The sequence below is a fragment of the Streptomyces sp. SS8 genome, assembly GCF_054072955.1.
In genome coordinates this window covers 56,082-72,951 of record NZ_JBSVCZ010000022.1, presented here as the reverse complement: position 1 = coordinate 72,951, position 16,870 = coordinate 56,082, and the positions used below count along the sequence as shown (strand labels likewise).

Annotated in this window: 13 protein-coding genes; 4 read left to right on the top strand and 9 right to left on the bottom strand. The window is 72.1% G+C overall.

Features of this window, described 5'->3' with window-relative positions; genetic code table 11:
* Positions 1-181: 181 nt before the first annotated feature.
* Positions 182-2,914 (top strand): cation-translocating P-type ATPase, encoded by a 2,733-nt coding sequence (locus ACW69E_RS20560; protein WP_457499742.1) that lies wholly within the window; start codon positions 182-184, stop codon positions 2,912-2,914.
* Positions 2,915-2,948: 34 nt separating this feature from the next.
* On the opposite strand, the gene heR is transcribed toward ACW69E_RS20560, so the two are convergent.
* The 6 genes from heR to ACW69E_RS20530 form a co-directional block, all read right to left on the bottom strand.
* Positions 2,949-3,731 (bottom strand): heliorhodopsin HeR, encoded by a 783-nt coding sequence (gene heR / locus ACW69E_RS20555; protein WP_457499741.1) that lies wholly within the window; start codon positions 3,729-3,731, stop codon positions 2,949-2,951.
* A gap of 316 nt (positions 3,732-4,047) precedes the next feature.
* Positions 4,048-5,088, bottom strand: coding sequence for a VWA domain-containing protein (locus ACW69E_RS20550; protein ID WP_457499740.1), 1,041 nt, complete (start codon positions 5,086-5,088; stop codon positions 4,048-4,050).
* A gap of 223 nt (positions 5,089-5,311) precedes the next feature.
* The gene (locus tag ACW69E_RS20545; protein WP_256463040.1) at positions 5,312-5,797 is read right to left on the bottom strand and encodes a hypothetical protein; all 486 of its coding nucleotides are present in this window, start codon (positions 5,795-5,797) and stop codon (positions 5,312-5,314) included.
* A gap of 276 nt (positions 5,798-6,073) precedes the next feature.
* The gene (locus ACW69E_RS20540; protein WP_457499739.1) at positions 6,074-6,691 is read right to left on the bottom strand and encodes a dirigent protein; all 618 of its coding nucleotides are present in this window, start codon (positions 6,689-6,691) and stop codon (positions 6,074-6,076) included.
* A gap of 431 nt (positions 6,692-7,122) precedes the next feature.
* Complete coding sequence (locus ACW69E_RS20535; protein ID WP_457499738.1) at positions 7,123-8,616, bottom strand: SulP family inorganic anion transporter; 1,494 nt, start codon at positions 8,614-8,616, stop codon at positions 7,123-7,125.
* Entirely contained in the window at positions 8,613-9,191 is a 579-nt protein-coding gene (locus tag ACW69E_RS20530) for a carbonic anhydrase (RefSeq protein ID WP_457499737.1), read from the bottom strand. Before ACW69E_RS20530 ends, ACW69E_RS20535 begins: the two co-directional genes overlap by 4 nt.
* 554 nt (positions 9,192-9,745) lie before the next feature.
* Here ACW69E_RS20530 and ACW69E_RS20525 point away from each other — a divergent pair.
* Positions 9,746-10,159 carry a DUF6223 family protein gene (locus ACW69E_RS20525; protein WP_457499736.1) on the top strand — a complete coding sequence of 138 codons (414 nt, stop codon included), beginning with the start codon at positions 9,746-9,748 and terminating at the stop codon, positions 10,157-10,159.
* A 237-nt stretch (positions 10,160-10,396) separates the two neighbouring features.
* Entirely contained in the window at positions 10,397-11,821 is a 1,425-nt protein-coding gene (locus tag ACW69E_RS20520; protein WP_457499735.1) for a HEAT repeat domain-containing protein, read from the top strand.
* A 138-nt stretch (positions 11,822-11,959) separates the two neighbouring features.
* Here the strand turns inward: ACW69E_RS20520 and ACW69E_RS20515 are convergent, their stop codons facing one another.
* From ACW69E_RS20515 to ACW69E_RS20505, 3 genes are all read right to left on the bottom strand, one after another.
* Positions 11,960-12,463: a hypothetical protein gene (locus ACW69E_RS20515; protein ID WP_457499734.1), complete on the bottom strand. Its 504-nt coding sequence runs from the start codon at positions 12,461-12,463 to the stop codon at positions 11,960-11,962.
* Between the two features lie 218 nt (positions 12,464-12,681).
* The gene (locus ACW69E_RS20510) at positions 12,682-13,518 is read right to left on the bottom strand and encodes a hypothetical protein (RefSeq protein WP_457499733.1); all 837 of its coding nucleotides are present in this window, start codon (positions 13,516-13,518) and stop codon (positions 12,682-12,684) included.
* 256 nt (positions 13,519-13,774) lie between these two features.
* Positions 13,775-15,310 (bottom strand): GH39 family glycosyl hydrolase, encoded by a 1,536-nt coding sequence (locus ACW69E_RS20505; RefSeq protein ID WP_457499732.1) that lies wholly within the window; start codon positions 15,308-15,310, stop codon positions 13,775-13,777.
* A 285-nt stretch (positions 15,311-15,595) separates the two neighbouring features.
* Here ACW69E_RS20505 and ACW69E_RS20500 point away from each other — a divergent pair, with 285 nt between their 5' ends.
* Positions 15,596-16,864 carry an ABC transporter substrate-binding protein gene (locus ACW69E_RS20500; protein ID WP_457499731.1) on the top strand — a complete coding sequence of 423 codons (1,269 nt, stop codon included), beginning with the start codon at positions 15,596-15,598 and terminating at the stop codon, positions 16,862-16,864.
* Positions 16,865-16,870: the final 6 nt, after the last annotated feature.

The following is a 16,870-nucleotide window of genomic DNA, read 5'->3' as shown; positions in this document are numbered from 1 at the left end:
CCGGCGGCCTTCGGGGACAGGAGAGCGGGAGGAGCGCCCCGATGGCCGCCGAAGGGAAGGGCTTCGCTGCCCGCCCCCAAAGCGTCCGCCACCCGGCGCGGCGCCGCCGCCCGGTCGGCCGGGTTCTGCCGCGCCACGTCCCCGCACCGTCGCCGTCCCACGCGTGAAGGAGCAACCGTTCATGGTCCAGCAGCCGCCCGGCGCGGCCCCGCCACACGCCCCCGAACCGGTGGCCGACGCCCATCTGCGCGATGCGGCGCAGGTGGCCGGACTCCTCGGCGTGGACCCGTCCGCGGGCCTGTCCGAGGAGGAGGCACAGCGGCGGGCCGCCGACTGGGGCACCAACTCGCTGGCCGAACCCGCCCGCCGCTCGCAGTTGCTGCGCCTGCTGGACCAGTTCCGCAGTTGGCTGATCGGTATCCTGCTCGCCGCCGCGGTCGTCGCCGGCGTCATCGGCGAGATCAAGGACGCCATCGTCATCACCGCCGTCCTCGTCATCAACGCCGTCATCGGCTACCTGCAGGAACGCCGTGCCGAGCGCAGCCTGGAAGCGCTGCGGCAGATGCTGGTGCCCACCGCCCGGGTACGCCGTGACGGACGGGTGCAGATGGTCCAGGCCCGCACCCTGGTACCCGGTGACGTGGTCCTGCTCGAGGCCGGCGACCGTGTCCCGGCCGACGGCCGCCTGGCGGTCGCGGAGTCCGTCGAGGCCGCCGAGGCCACACTGACCGGCGAGTCCCAGCCCGTCGCCAAGTCGACCGCACCCGCCCCCGCCGGCGGCGAGGACCCGGTGCCCGTCGCCGAACGCACCGGCATGCTGTTCATGAACACCGCCGTGACCCGCGGACGCGCCGAGATGATCGTGACCGCCACCGGCATGCGCACCGAGGTCGGCCGGATCGCCGCGGCCCTGCGAACCGGCACCGAACCGCCCAGCCCACTGCAGGTGCAGATGGACAGCCTGGGCCGGCGCCTGGCCCTGATCAGCGGTGTCGCGGTGGCCGCCTACGCGATCGCGTCCCTGGTACGCGGAGAGGACCTGGCCGATCTCGCTCTGCGCGCCGTGGCACTGGCGGTCGCCGCGATCCCCGAAGGCCTGCCGGCCGTCCTCGCGCTCACCCTGGCCCTGGGCGTGCACCGGATGGCCCGCCGGGGCGCCATCGTCAAGCGCCTGGCCTCCGTGGAGGCCCTCGGCTCGGCGACGGTGGTGTGCAGTGACAAGACCGGCACCCTGACCCTGAACGAGATGACCGTCCGGTCCCTGTGGTCGGCCGGACGCTTCTACGAGGTGACCGGCGACGGCTACGGCACCGCCGGCAGCGTGCGCCCGGCCGGCACCGGGCCGGCGGCCGTGGACCCGCGGGACGCGGCCTTGCCGTTCGCGCTGTGCAACGACTCCCGTCTCACCGGCGACGGCGGCATCATCGGGGATCCCACCGAAGCCGCCGTGCTCGTGCTCGCCGCCAAGACCGGCCTCGACCTCGAGACGCTGCGCACCCGCACACCGCGCACGGGCGAGGTGCCCTTCGACCCGGCCGCCAAGTACATGGCCACCTTCCACACCGAGGCCGACGGGTCCACCCGCGTCCACGCCAAGGGCGCCGTCGACGTACTGCTGGACCGCTGCACCCACCTCCTGACCGAACAGGGGCCCGTCCCCATGGACGACGGGCGGCGCCGGGAGGTCATGGCCGCCGCCACCCGGCTGGGCGGTCAGGGCCTGCGCGTCCTGGGCGCGGCCACCGCCACCACCGGACGGCCGCGGCCGCAGCATGTGGCAGGGCTGACCCTGACGGCGGTCGCCGGGATCGCCGACCCGCCGCGCGCCCAGGCCCGCGACGCCGTCGCCCTGGCCCAGGACGCCGGTGTCACCGTCAAAATGATCACGGGGGACCATGCCGACACCGCCGCCGCCATCGCCCGCGAACTGGGCATCACCGGCGATGTCGTCACCGGCGCCGAACTGACCCGGATGAGCGGCGGGGAACTCGCCTCGCGCATCGACGGGATCGGCATCTTCGCCCGCGTCGCCCCCGAGCACAAGGTCACCATCGTCCGGGCCCTCGCACAGCGCGGCCACATCGTGGCCATGACCGGCGACGGGGTCAACGACGCCGCTGCTCTGCGCGCCGCGCACATCGGTGTCGCCATGGGCATCACCGGCACCGATGTCGCCAAGGAAGCCGCCGACATGGTGCTGACCGACGACGACTTCTCCACCATCGTCCGGGCGGTGCGCGAGGGCCGCTCCATCTACGACAACATCACCACCTTCGTCCGCTTCCAGCTGTCCACCAACGTCGGCGCCATCCTCACCCTGCTCGCCACCGTGCTGGCCGGACTGCCCGCCCCCATGACCGCGATCCAGCTGCTGTGGGTCAACATCATCATGGACGGGCCGCCCGCCATGGCCCTGGGCATCGACCCGCCGCGGGACGGCATCATGCGCCGCCCGCCCCGGCCACCCGGCGAGCGCATCCTGGGCGCCCGCCGGCTGGGCGCCATCGCCCGCGCCGGCGCGGTCATGGCCGCAGGCACACTGGCCGTCTTCGCGGTGGCCCGGGAGCTCACCGGCCCCGCGACCGCCGCGACCATGGCCTTCACCACGTTCGTGCTCTTCCAGCTGTTCAACGCGCTGAACGCACGCAGTGAGGACGGTCCCGTCCTCGGCCGCCACCAGCTGCGCAACCGCGTCCTGTGGGCCAGCCTGGCGGTCGTCCTCGTGCTGCAGATCGTCGCCGTGCAGGTGCCCTTCGCCCACGGTGTCTTCGACACCGTCTCCCTCACGCCCGTGCAGTGGGGCGTGTGTCTGGCCACCGCCTCCACCGTGCTGCTGACGGAACACCTCTGGCGCGTCCTTCGGGCGGGACGGGGCCACGCGGACCGAGGGCACACGGCGCGGCGCGGCGCGTGAGACCCCTGTGCCCGGCCTCCGGGACGATCCGGACTCAGCCGGCCAGCGAGCCGGCGAAGATCTGCCAGGCCAGGAGGGACTTCGCCACAAGGCTGAGGACCAGATAGGCCTTCTCGCCGTACGCGTAGTCGGACCACCGGCCGATTCCGCGGTACTGGAGCCACTGGTTGAGACCGAAGCTGAAGAACAGGGCGGCCTGGACGAGGACGATCCCGTATACGAAACCGGGGACGGTCCCGGCCGCGACGATGTTGTACGCGATGGAGATCCACGGCGTCACGCCCACCAGCGTCCCGAACCAGAAGGGAAGCATCGTGGTCGCAGCCCGGCCCGGCGGGTTCATCATCTCCTCGACCCAGCCGAACAGGATCATCCCGACATTGGCCCCGATGACGGCGATGACGGCGTTGACGTTGGTGATGCCCGAGTAGAAGCCGATGAGGAGCACCATCAGGGTCGCGCTCAGCGCGTACTCCAGCCACCGGAACCGGTTGATGCCGCGGCTGAGGTCGCGTTCGTAGACACCGCGGAACACCGTCGCCGTCAGCAGATGGTCCAGCGCCGCCAGGGCGAGGAAGAGAGCGACGGCCCAGCCGATCGGCACGTCGAACACTGCTTGGGGAGCGGGCGCGGCCGTCCCCGGCGGTCCCTCGGGGACGGAGGAGGTGACGGTGATCGAGAAGCTCCCTGCCAGGAGCACGACCGCCGCGGCCTGGGCCAGGTGCAGCAGCGTGAGCCCCAGATTCCATGCGCGGAGTCCGGCCAGGCGTTCGGCGGTGACGCCGGTGGCCGGCGTTGTGCCGTTCTGTCTCCTCATGGTGCCTCCCGGGGCCGACGACGCCGCACCTCTGCATGGTCATACCGGCTCACTCGGGAGCCACGGCAGTCACGGCACCGCCCCGCCGGAAGTCACCGGAGTGGCTCAGGGGGCCGCCACGGCCAGGCTTCCGCCCCGGCACGGTCCACGTTCCGGCCGATACCGTCACTTCCGTGGCGGTGCTCGGGCCGGCGCGGAGGCGGCGCCGGCCCGAGCACCGTGTGCTCCCGCGCCACGCCCGCGACCGCCGGCTCCGTTGCCGAGGGGGTGCGTCGGGACGGACCGGTGTCCAGGGCGCGACGGGGTTTCCGAGGCGTCAGAGCATGAGCAGCAGCCGCGTGTTCGGTATGAGTTTCCGGTTCACACTGGTGCTCTGCACGAAGATCGTGAAGTCGTCGTTGTGGTCCGGCTTGACGCGCACCTCCACGTCCGGCAGGCCGAGCAGGGCCCTGGCCTCGGGCCCGGTGTAAACCCGGTCCGTCTTCTTCTCCAGCACCGCGATCCGCTTCCGCGCCTGGATCTTCTCCGACTTGCTCAGCTGGTAGAACGCGCCACCGGTGCGGTAGATGTGCCCGCACTCGACGACCCAGTCACGGATCGCCGCCTCACGGGCCACCGGTATCAGCTGGTACTTCGACGCGTCCACCGGAGTGAGGCCGGCCGCCTTGATGGTGTCCTTGTTGACCGCCTCCGCGCCCGTGGAGAACACCGCCCGCGACCCCCGGATGCCCTGGGCGCGGCCCACCATGAAGTTCTCGGTGGCCTGCCGGATGACCTGCCCGGCCTCCTCCAGGCCCTGCGTGCTCGTGGCGTCCCAGATGGCGATGTTGTCCTTGGGGAAACCGCACTGCATGGCCTCGCGCCTGCCCATCTGGTCCGGTACGAGGACGGCCAGTGTCCAGTTGTCCTCCTGCGTCCTGATCATCTCGGCCACGGCCCGGACCAGCTCACGCGGATTCCCGTCCGGGGCGTCCGGGCAGCGGTGGCTCGCGTTCTCCTGCCCGTCGGTGAGCACGAACGTCAGGAAGCTGTGGTCTCCGTACAGTTGGGCCGTCTGCGCCAGCTCCCGCTGCGACTTCAGCGCGGCCGCCAGCAGGGCCGTCATTCCCCCCACCCGGTACAGCCGCTTCAGCGACGGCATCCGCAGCACGTCCTTGTCGTAGATGACGCACTCCACCTTGTCCGCGAAGACGTACACCGTGACGCGGGTCTCCTGGTCCAGTTCCCGCGACCGGCGGGCGAGATACGCGATCTGCTGGTCGGCGACTTCGACGACCTTGCTGCTCAGGTGCGACATGGACGAGCTGGCGTCCAGCACGAGAGCGACGTGGTTGATGTAGTTCTGGCTTCCGGACATGGCAGCCCCCTCTTCCGGCCGACTGGATGCCCTCACCGTCTCACCCGCCACTGACAGTCGATCACGGCTCGGCGGGCGGGCGGAGAGCCCGGCCGGGGCGTGCACGAAACCGTGGTCACCGGTCCGGCGGAACGCTCGCGTGGCGGGACGGGGGCCGGGCGGCCGAGCCGTTGCCGCCCGGGCGTTCCGGACCCTGCCGGGGCCGGCCTCCACCGCCGTGCTGTCAGACGGAGGTGATCCTCCCGTTCTCGACCCGGAACTCCTCGGCCGGTGAGCATCCGACCGACGGCGTGACCAGCAGGCTGACGGCAACCGGTGCGGGATCCGTGCCGGCTGTGGAGAACTCGCACACCGCGTGGCGGCCGGTCAGAGGGAACCAGAACCAGCCGTCCGCCTCGCCGACCGGAGCACGGTCCGACTCCCGCCACGCGCCGCCCTCGAAGGTGAAGACCCGCAGGCGCACGGACGCCGCGAGCGGATCGGCCTGCGACCTCACAGCGGTGAGTGTGAACTTCAAGTCCCTGCCCAGGACCGATGAGGCGATCTGCCGTTGTTCCACCGTCCGGGCTCCGGTCTGCGGTTCCTCGCCCCGGCCGGCCGCCGGACGGTCCTGCGGGCCGGCCGGCAGCGGGTTCGGCGGGCCACCAGTGGTCGCGCCGATCGTGACGGCGGCGGCCGTGGCGGTCGCCAGGACGACACCCCAACTCATGCGTGCGCGGAAGTTCCTGGTCACGATGTCTCCCTGTGTGCTGATTGCCCAGGGCACGGATGCGCTTCGCGTTGCCCCCGGCCCCGGGATCCCACGGCCGGTCGGCGGCTGCGCCGGGATCCGCCCGGAACGACGGGCCTCAGCCTGGCGCGGTGCCGAGAAGGCCCCGGGCCGATGAACGGGACAAACCCGAGGCAGGGGCTGTCCGGCACGGTGCGTGCGGGGGCCGCTGTCCCGTCCCTGCGCCCCGGACGCCGTCGGTACCGCCGGGCTCGGCTACTTGCCGGCGGAGGGCGGAGGCGTGGACGCCGGCACCTCGGGCAGCCCCCGGCCGTCCTCGGCCCGATGAGGCCGCACGTCAAGGACTTCGAACGTCAGTCGCCAGGTCGCCGGAGTCAGCACCCGCTGTGTCACCTGGCCGCGCGCCCTGCGGAACTCCCCGGTGCCACCGGTGATCGCGTTGGTGACCGGGCCCGGTGCCGGAATTCCGGCCTGCTCGCCCTGAACGGTGATCTGTCCTTCCGGCAGTACCGCGGTCGACGAGCACTGTCCCGCGTTGCGTTCGAGGTCGGTGATGACGCAGAACCCGCCGAAGCGCCCGACGGGGCGTTCCTCCGGTCCCTCGGCCGACACCAGACTCCCGCTGAAGACGAACTGGTCGCCGACACCGCGGCCCGGCGTGCCCAGGTCCAGTTCCTCGCCGACCTGCAGCCGGGCCTCCACGCGGATGGTGCGGCTCTTGGCGGGGGAGGCGTCGGCAGGGCGGGGTGCCGCAGTCGCGGTCGTCTTCCGCGGGTCCGCGTCGGCCGGTGCGGGTCCGGCGAGAGCGAGCCCGGCAGAGCCGCCGAGAACCGCAGCGGCGAGGAGTACGAAGGGCCTGCCACTGAATTCCATGATCGCCTCCGTTCGGGGGACGCCTGTTCAGCGGCAACGCTAGCGGCGGTGGCCGTGACTCGCTCAGCAGAGGGCCGAGCATGGAGCCGTTGGGGTGCATCTGCCGAGGGCGGAGGACGGCAGGCCGACGGAGCTGGGCCGGGCGGTGGCCGGGCGTCTCCGTCTCCGGCCCGCCCGGGATACCCGGCGCCGGCTGCCGCTGCGCTGCTGAAGTGCCCAGGCGCCACCGGTCTCGCGGCGGCGGGTCCGTGATGAGCAAGGCTCCACCGCTGGTAGCGCCGGCGTTGCGAGCCGGGCGGTGATGCCGGCGGTGGTTTCGAGGGCGGTCCGGACGGAGTGGTCCGTGCCCCGCGCCTTGTGGAGCTCCGTCTCCCTCCCGGGCGGGCCCGCCCCTGCGGGAGGAGCGAGCCCCTTTCACCCGGCTCCGGTGGTCAGGCCGCCAGGAGGCGCACCGGATCGACACCGGCTGCGGTGTGCCGCTCGGCCCAGTTCTCCAGTGCCGAGCGGCAGGCATGGTCCAGATGGTGCAGTCCGGACAGGTCCAGCTCGATCGGACGGTCCTGGGGAAGGGCCTCCAGAGTGTCGAGGATCTTCGGCAGCCGCAGGAAGGTCGCGTTGCCCGACAGGTGCGCCTGGATGGGACCGGCGCCCTTGTCGACGACCTCCAGCCTGACGTGCGAAGCGTCCCAGGCGGTCTTGACGATCGACAGAACCAGACCGATCAGCACGCCCTCGAACATGTTCACGGCGACGATCGAGACGGCCGTGACCACGAGGATCAGAGCCTCGCCCCGGTTCCCCCGCCACAGGGCGGCGACCCCGCGGAACGGGATCAGCTTCCAGCCCGCGTGCACCAGGACACCGGCGAGGGCGGGGATCGGGATCAGCGCCAGGGCCGAGGGCAGCAGTGCCGCGAACACCAGCAGCCATACGCCGTGCAGCACTCGTGACGCCTTGGTCCTCGCGCCTGCCCGGACGTTGGCCGAGCTGCGTACGATCACCGCGGTCATCGGCAGCGCGCCGAGCACACCGCACACGGTGTTGCCCGCACCCTGGGCGATCAGTTCCTTGTCGTACCGGGTCCGCGGGCCGTCGTGCAGCCGGTCCACGGCCGCCGCGCTGAACAGGCTCTCCGCCGAGGCGATCAGGACGAAGGCGAGGACGGTGCCGATGAACGCCGGGTCGGCCAGCTCGGCGAAGGCGTCCGCCCCGGGCGGCTGGATCACGCCGAGCAGGCCCTGGACCTCCACCGTGGCGACCGGCAGGGAGAAGGCCGCCGACGCGGCGGTGGCCAGCAGCACCGCCGCGAGCGCGCCGGGCACGGCCCGCACCTTCCCGGGCATCCGCTGCCACAGCACGACGACGGCTACGGTGCCCGCGCCCACCGCGAGCGAGGTGAGTGTCGCGGGGTCGCCGAGGGCGTCCACCGCAGCCCCGGGCATGCCCAGGATCTTGCCGATGCCGCTCTCCGGGGCGGTGGTGCCCGCGGCCGCGTACAGCTGGCCGGCGATGATGACCAGGCCGATGCCGGCGAGCATGCCCTCGACCACGGACAAGGAGATGGCCCGGAACCAGCGGCCGAGGTTGAGTACGCCCATACCCAGTTGGAACAGCCCGGTCGCCAGCACGATCACGCCGAGCGCGGGCAGCCCGAACTGGCCGACGGCTCCGAGGACCAGCACGGTCAGGCCCGCGGCGGGGCCGGACACCTGAAGGCTGCTGCCCGGCATGACGCCGGTGACGATGCCGCCGACGATCCCGGTCACCAGGCCGAGTTCGGCCGGGACGCCCGATGCGACCGCCACGCCGACGCACAGCGGGAGCGCCACCAGGAAGACCACCAGCGAGGCGGCGAAGTCCTGCTTCAGGTGGGGGAACCGGGGTGTGGCGCGCGTTCCGTCCGCCGCGCCCGTGCCCGTCCTCACAGCGCCTCGAAGGTGTCGGTCTGAGGGCGGTGCGTCAGGACCGTGCCGGTGTGCACCTCGTAGTACCAGGCGTGCAGGCTCAGCTCGCCGCTGCCGAGCCTCGAGGCCACGCACGGATAGGACCGCAGGCGCAGTACCTGGGTCAGGACGTGGTTCTGCACCCCCTCGGAGACGGCCGGGTCCTCAGGGTCCCCCTTGGGACGGGGAGTGGCGTGGTGGAGCCAGTCGCGCACGGCCGACACGGTGTCCAGGTCGTCGCCGCGGACCAGAGCGCCCACCGCGCCGCAGTGCGAGTGACCGCAGACGACGACGTCCTTCGCGCCGAGCACTTCGACGGCGTACTCGATGGTCGCCGCCTCGCTGGTGGGACGCTCGAACGTGTGAGGCGGCACGATGTTGCCCGCGGTGCGCAGCTCGAAGAGCTCGCCGGGGTGGGCGCCCGTGATCAGGGCCGGTACGACCCGGGAGTCGGCGCAGGTGATGAAGAGTACCTGCGGGGTCTGGCCTTCGGCGTGTGCGGCGAATTCCTTCGGACGCTGCCCGAACGTGCGGGCGTGGTCGATGAAGGGTTGCATGTGGTGGATCCTCCTGGCGCGTCGTGGGGGCGCGTCGGGCACGCACGGTAGGGACGGGGTGTTTTCTGCCTGTCTCGGAGGCGGAGGGCCTGAAGAACCGTCGGCGGTATGGAGAGGCGGGAGCGCGAGGCGTCAGGGACGGCCGGCTCGTGGCCGGCCACCGGGCTCCGGGCGGGGTGTGTGTCCGGGTGCCGGGGGCACCGGGGCGGAGACGTGGTGCCGGCCGCGGGGGTGGGGCGGCTCGGCCGACGCTCCGGAACTGCCGCGGTGACGAGAGGCCGCGCTCCCGTCAGGCGAGGCCCTTCCGCTCACCGCGATCTTCGACCGCAAGGCATTGGCCTCGACATGACCGAAGGTATGTGCGGAAGCGAACGGGAGGAAACGGGAAGGGAGAAGCCAAGGGGGAACGGGGCGGCGGTGGTGAACGTGGCCGCGCTCCATGGCTCCACACCTCGCAACATGGGCCCCTCTCCGGACAGCGTGCACTTATCGACCAGGCCAAGCATTGGTCAAAGGCCGGTCAAGAAAAACCTTATCCCGGTAAAGCGCCTTGCATGAGCAAGTCGACACTTACGGCTCAAGAGAGCCCGAAAACCGAGGGTGGGATGACGCGAATCCGCCCTGTCACCCGTCGTGCCCGGCCACCGGCGCCCACGGGGCTCCCGCGCCTACGCCGACACCGTCGGCCGGCCCGGAGCGGGTCGCCGGGGACGGCACCCGGCGGCGCTGCCGGCGGCCGGATCGGTACCGGCAATGCGCGCATCGGCGCGATGTCGGCCATCGCGGCGGGAGCGGCCGGTACGGCCCTCGCGGTGCTGCACGCGGCCACCGCAGACGGTGGCCCCGGAACCGGCAACGGACTCCTTGGCGCCGTCGTGGCCGTCCCGCTGGGGCTGGGCGCGGTACTTCTCGGCCGCCGGACGCTGAAACGCGGCGGCGGCGCCGACCGGTCTGCCGGTGCGGCCTGACACCCGCCCGACGGCCACCGGGGTACGGTGCGCCCGCGGCCACCGACGCCGGTTTCGCAGGCGGCGCCGAGAGCCGGGACCACTGCGCACCGGACCCGCCGAGGACCTTGGGGAGTGATAGCCGGGGCGGGACAAGCCGGCCCGGGCCCTCCGGCGGAGCGGCCGTATTCTCGCGCGACCCGCACACGCCCCGGGCTCTACGATCACCCGGTACGGCCGAGTGGTGCGGGGGTGGCGATGAGCCGGGACGTCAGGGACGGAACGACGGTGGCGGTGCGCTTGGCGGAGGGCGTGCCGTTGCGGGACGCCCTGCCCGCCGCCGGCACCGGTGACTGGCTCGCGCTGGACGCGGGGGTGCGGCAGCCGGCCTGGTACCGGAGGGACCCCGTGCCGGAGTGGGAGTACACCGCCGCACTGCCCGCCGATCTGACGCGACTGGACGAGTCCCGGACGGCGCTGGCCCTGTGCCACCGGGACGGGCGGATCCGCCAGGCCGCGCTGCACCACTCGGCGCGGTATCCCGGCCTGCTGCCTCTGGTCGTGATCCGCTGCGCCGACTGGGCGGAGCCGGTGCGCGAGCGCGCCCGGGAACTCCTGCGCGAGGCGCTGGACGCGGACACCGCCGTCGACCTCGCACCGCTGCTCCTGTGCGTCGGCCGCCGCGACCGGGGTCTCTTCGGTGCCGGACTGCTCGGGGAGGTCCTGAGCCGAGCCCCGCGCGGACGGCTCGCCGCTCTGCTCGCCCACCCCGACCGCACCGTACGGCGTTTCACATACCGGCTGGCCGTCGAACGCCGCTTGCTCCGTCCCGCCGAGCTGGCCCGCGCGGCCGCCCGGGACACAGACCCGGTGGTCCAGGATCTGTGCGCCACCGCGGCGCTCGCGGCCCTGGGCGAGGAGGAGAGTGCCCGGGAGGAGGTGCTCGCCCTGATGCTGGGCGCGCGCAGTCCGCGTACCCGCTCGGCCGGCGTCACCGCGCTGCGGCGGGCAGGACGGCCCGGACGGGCGGAACCGTTCCTCGGCGACCGGTCCGCCCTGGTACGGGCCTGCGCCCGCTATGTGATACGGCAGAACGGTGGCGATCCGGTGGCCTGGTACAGGACGCGGTGTGCGGTACCGGAGGACCCCGGACTGCTGCCCGGGGCGGTCATCGGGCTGGCCGAATGCGGAAACCGCGCGGACGCCGGTCTGCTGTGGCCGCTGCTCGCACATCCGGAGGCAGGAGTACGGGCGCAGGCGGTGGCCGGACTGCGGGCGCTGGACCTCGCGGACGCGGAACGGCTGCGGCCACTGCTCGACGACCCGGCCCCCGCCGTCGTCCGTGAGACGACGGCGGCCCTGCTGCCGTCGGCGAGACGGCTGCCCGCCGGCCGGCTGCTGGAGCGAACCGGGCCCGAGCACCCGCGGCATGTCCGGGTCGCCGCGTTCCGGCTGCTCGACGCTTACGGCGGGGTGGTGGCGCTGCGGGCGGCGGTCGGACTCCTGGAGGACCCGGACGTGAAACTGCGTACCTGGGCCGAGCAGGCCGTACAGCGCTGGCACCCGGGAGCGGGCACCCGGCGCGGCGACGCGGAGGTGGGCGAACTGCTCGACCGCGGCCGGCACCTGTTCAGCGACTACGTGCTGCGACGCCGCAAGTGGGAGGCAGGGCTGGACGGCTGACCCCGGGCCGGGGGTGCTTTCCCGGGCGGCCGGGGAGGTCGCCACCGTACGGCAGCACGTCGTGGACGCCCTGCCCTGAGCAGGTCGCCCAGCTGACCGCGATCGGTGACGCGATCCTGGGCAGGCTGGATCCACAGGTCACGGCCTCGCGCAGCGTCGGGGTGCCGGAGGCATGCCCGTGCCGAATGCTGAGCGCGGTGTGCAGCACCGCGCCCGGCGCGCCGCCGAGCGCTCACGGAGCATGCCCTCCAGGATCCGGCGGACATCGACGGCCCGGCTCCCGGTGAGACCGGCGATCCACCGGGCACCGAGGGGATGACCGCCGCGGACGGTCTCCGGCAGTTCCGCGGCGGAGGCGAAGAACGTGTTTGCCACGGTCCGGTGGACGCTCTCCTCCACCAGCCCCGCCTCGCGCAGCACCACCGAGAACCGGTCCGGACCCGCGAGCCGGAAGGGCGGGTGCGGCGGGTCGGCAGGCATGCCGGCGAGCCCGGGGACGGCGGCCCGGAGGGCGCCCGGCGTCCACACGATGAACTCGGCGCCCCGCGGCGGGCCGAAAGCCGCGACCAGCACCGTTTTGCCCGGCCGGATGATCCGGACCATCTCGGCGAGACCGCGCTCCAGGCCGGGGAGCGGCGGCATGCTCTGGTGAAGCGCCCTCAGGGCCGGCCGGCGCCCTCGCGGACAAGGGCGAAGGCCGGCGGACGAACCGCCGAACGCCAGCGGTCCGTCAGGAGTCACGGCTTCAGGCAGCGCCTGAAGCGGTCTCGGCGTGCCGGCCTTCGTGCCGGCCTTCGCAAGACCGTCATCACTCAGGAGAGGTACCGCCGGGGGAGGCCCGGTGAAGAGGGTGGGAGGCATTATCGCCGCTCCTGCGCCCTCAGCTCGGCGATGACCTCGTCGCGCAGGTGTCCGGGACCGGTGGCCACCACCCGGGGCACCTCCTTGTTCCAGCTTCCGGCCATCTCGTCGAGACCCGCCCGGTATTGGCCGAGTATTCGGGAACGGTTGAAAAGACAGGCGGCGGCCACCAGGGGGCGTGCCCATCCACGGCCGCGGAAAGTGGTCAGCACCGTGACCTTCCAGCGGCCGTTCCGTGTCCGCCTCACCGTGGCGCGAACCAGGGTCCGCAGCAGGGGGTGACGAAGCCCGACGGTCAGCGGGGCGGGGGAGTGACCGTCGGCGGCCCACCAGCGAGTCAGGTCGAGGCCGGCCTTGAACTCACCTCGGCGGTAGCGGGCAAATGGGCCGCCTCCCCGGAATTCTCCCTCCAGCGCGAGCGAGGTGGGCCGGTACCCGCCGTGCACGGTGACCTCGCCGTGCGCCTCCGACTGAGGGTTCCCCGCGATGAGGCGCAGCCTGGTGCTGCCGGTGCGGCCCCATTCCGCGACCTCTGCCTCCAGACGCCACAAGCCGGCCCCGGAGGGGGCCCGGTTCTGCTCCTGGTTCTGTGCCCCGGCCTCATCGGCAGCCCCGCCCCCGCCCTCCCCCTCGTTCCACACCACCTCGTACCGGGCACCGGGGGTGAGGTGGCGCCCGGCGGTGTGCCGGACGCCGGGGACGGGCTCGCCCTCGAGGTGGAGGGCCCCGTTCTCCGGGCGTAGTTCCTCCAGCAGCTGGTGGAGGGAGACGACCGCTTCCTCCGTCCATCGGCGGGGCAGCGCTTCGAGCGTGACGACATGGCGCAGGGAAGGCATTGGGTGAGCCTGCCACAGGGCAGGCATGCGATGCCCCGGCCGTGTCCGGCCCACACGCAGCGCCGGGCGCAGGCCGGTCATACCGGCGCTGCGGTGCCGTCGGACCCCAACGGCCGTGAACGGCCGCGGGACACACCGGCCCGACCGGACCGGGGGTGCGGCCAGGAGGAAATGACCTCCGACAGGATCACCGCGTACACGCCCGCCCACCGGGGCAGCGGCCCGCTGCCCCGGTGGGCGGGCGTGCAGGGCCGGTTCACGGGGCGTCGACGTCATCGGCGCCGAGGCCGAACAGCCGGTCGTCGCTCCACCACTTCGGCGTCTCGTCCACGACCGGGGTGAGCTCCAGCAGCGTCACCTCGTTGCGGCCCAGGACGAGGTCCACATCGGCGCGCCCGTCGGCGACGGGCACGCTCCGGTGCGAGCGGGCGGGTTCGGCGGCCTCGCGGAGGGCGGCGAGCCGGCGGTCGCCGGGGGCGAGCGGCCGTCCCATCTCGCACCAGGCGGCCCAGGGGTTGCCGGTGTCCTCGCTCACGGAGCGGCGGCGCGCGAAGGCGGAGCCCCGAGCTCCCTGGGCGCCGACGGGCAGGGACAGCCGGAGGGCGTGGCCGTCGACCGGCTCACCGCCGGCCGGGTCGGCCGGAGCCCAGGCCAGTACGGTGACACGCCCGTCGCCGTGCAGCGTCACCAGATGGTCCTCGCCCCGGGCGAGCACCTGCTCGCCCATCTCGGCCATGAAGGTGTAGAGGTGGTAGGTGGGTTTCTTGATCTGCCGGTGTGTCAGCAGCCCGAAGCCGCCGTGGAACGGCGCGGTGGGGATGCCCACCTCCTCGAACACGTCGCTGAACGTCCAGTACGAGAAGGAGTCGGCGACGTCGCCCCCGCCCACCAGCACCGGTGCGAGGTAGGCCGCGTGGAAGGCGGTGTCGTGGATCGGGTTGTCCGGTCGGTACGAGGAGTTGAACTCGGTGATGTGGACCGGCAGGTCCGCGAGTCCGGTGCCCGCCAGCTGCCGTCGCGGGGCGCCGAACTGCTCCAGCAGCGCCGATGAGGGCATGAGCGTCTGGTGAGTGCCGAACGGCACGGGCTGCTCGGGGCCGGAGGAGTAGGCGTGGCGGCTCACGAAGTCGATCGGCAGGTCGCGGGCCTCGACGAACTCGGCGAAGCGCCGGATCCACTCGTCCTCGTAACCCGGCGCCAATGAAGGCCCGCCGACCTGGAGTTCGGCGTCGACCTCCTTGACGGCCAGTGAGGTCACCTCGTAGAGGCGGTGGTAGGCGTCCTGGTCCGCGGACCAGAACGCCGCCAGGTTGGGCTCGTTCCACACCTCGATGGGCCACCGGCGCACCTGGTCGATGCCGTAGCGGTCGACCAGATGCCCGATGACGGCGCGGACGAGGCCGGCCCACTCCCTCTCGTCACGGGGAGGGGTGATGTTGCCCTTCCACCAGAACACGGTGTCGTCGCCGGAGGCGAGACCGGACGGCATGAAGCCGAGTTCCAGGAAGGGCGCGATGCCCATTCCCAGGTAGGCGTCCACCACCTGATCGACGTATGTGAAGGCATGGCGCACGCGCCGCTCGCCGGCGTGCTCGTAGGGGCGGTGGACGCCCATCCCGTCACTGAGCAGGCCGTGTCCCCGGATGTACCGGAAACCGATCTCCTTCTGGACGAGGTCGAGGGATTCCTGGTAGTCGCGCCGCAGCGCGAGGTCGAGCCGGCCTGTGCCGACGCAGTGGCGCCAGGCGTCGGAGAGCCGGGCTGTCGGCTGCCGGGGGACGACGATCCGCATGGTGGGAGTTCCTTTGCTGCGGTGCGGTGCTCGCCGGAGGCGTTCGGCATGGAGGCCGGCCTCCCGGACCGAGCCCCGGGAAGCGGGGGCCTGGTCGCCTGCGACGGTGGTCGCATCGGTAACGATTGGGCAACTTGCGAAAATTCTTGGTTGCTTCTCGCGCGTTTCTGACTGTACACCTTAGCTCCCGCTTCGCGGACGGCCTATAAGTTTGCGCAAACTAAAAGAAGTTGGATCACTGACGACAGATCAGGGAGTTCCACGGTGATGAGGAAAACCCGCAGCATGACGGCTGCCGCGATCGGCTTGGGCATCGCACTCGCCGCCACCGGTTGCGCAGGCGGTGACGGCGGCGACGGTTCGCCCGGCGGCCAGGGCACAGTGACCCTCTGGACGAACGCGATGGAAGGGCGCGGCGCGGAGTACTGGAGAGCCGCCGCGAAGGAGTACCAGTCGCTGCACCCGGACGTCACGATCAAGATCCAGTCGGTCCAGAACGAGGACCTCGACGGCAAGCTGCAGAACGCGCTCAACTCCAACTCCGCTCCCGACATCTTCCTGCAGCGCGGAGGCGGCAAGATGCAGGCCATGGTCGACGCCGGCCAGATCCAGGCGCTGGACCTGACCGACGCCGACAGGGCCAACGTGGGCGATGCGGCCCTGGAGGGCGTCTCGATCGACGGCAAGGTCTACGCGATGCCCCTCGACACGCAGCCCGAGGGCATCTACTACAGCAAGGACCTGTTCAAGAAGGCGGGCATCGACTCCCCGCCGGTGACGATGGACGAGCTCAAGGACGCCGTCGCGAAACTGAAGGCGATCGGCGTCGCGCCGATCGCGGTCGGCGGCAAGGACGCCTGGCCGGCCGCGCACTGGTACTACAACTTCGCCCTGCGCGAGTGCAGCCAGGAGGCCATGCAGGAGGCCGCCAAGTCGCTCGAGTTCGACGACCCGTGCTGGACCAAGGCCGGCGAGGACCTGGAGTCGCTCCTGGAGGCCGACCCCTTCCAGAAGGGCTTCCTGACGGCCTCCTCACAGCAGGGCGCCGGGTCGTCGGCGGGCATGCTCGCCAACCACAAGGCGGCCATGGAGCTCATGGGCAACTGGAACCCCGGTGTGATCGCCGACCTGACCCCGGACAAGAAGCCGCTCCCCGACCTGGGCTGGTTCCCCTTCCCCGCCGTACCCGGCGGCAAGGGCGACCCGACCGCCATCATGGGCGGCGCCGGCGGATACTCGCTGTCCAAGGACGCGCCGAAGGAGGCCCTCGACTTCCTCAAGTTCGTCGTGACCAAGGACCAGCAGGAGGCCTACGCCGAGGCCTTCGACACGATCCCGGTGAACAAGGACGCCCAGGGGGTCGTCACCGAGTCCTACAACATCTCGGCACTGCAGGCCTTCAACAAGGCCGCCTACTCGATGCAGTTCCTCGACACCGTGTACGGCCAGAACGTCGGCAACGCCATGAACATCGCCGTCGTGAACCTGATGGCCGGCAAGGGCTCCGCCGCCGACATCGTCAAGGACGTCAAAGCCGCCGCCGAGAAGGGCTGAGTAAGC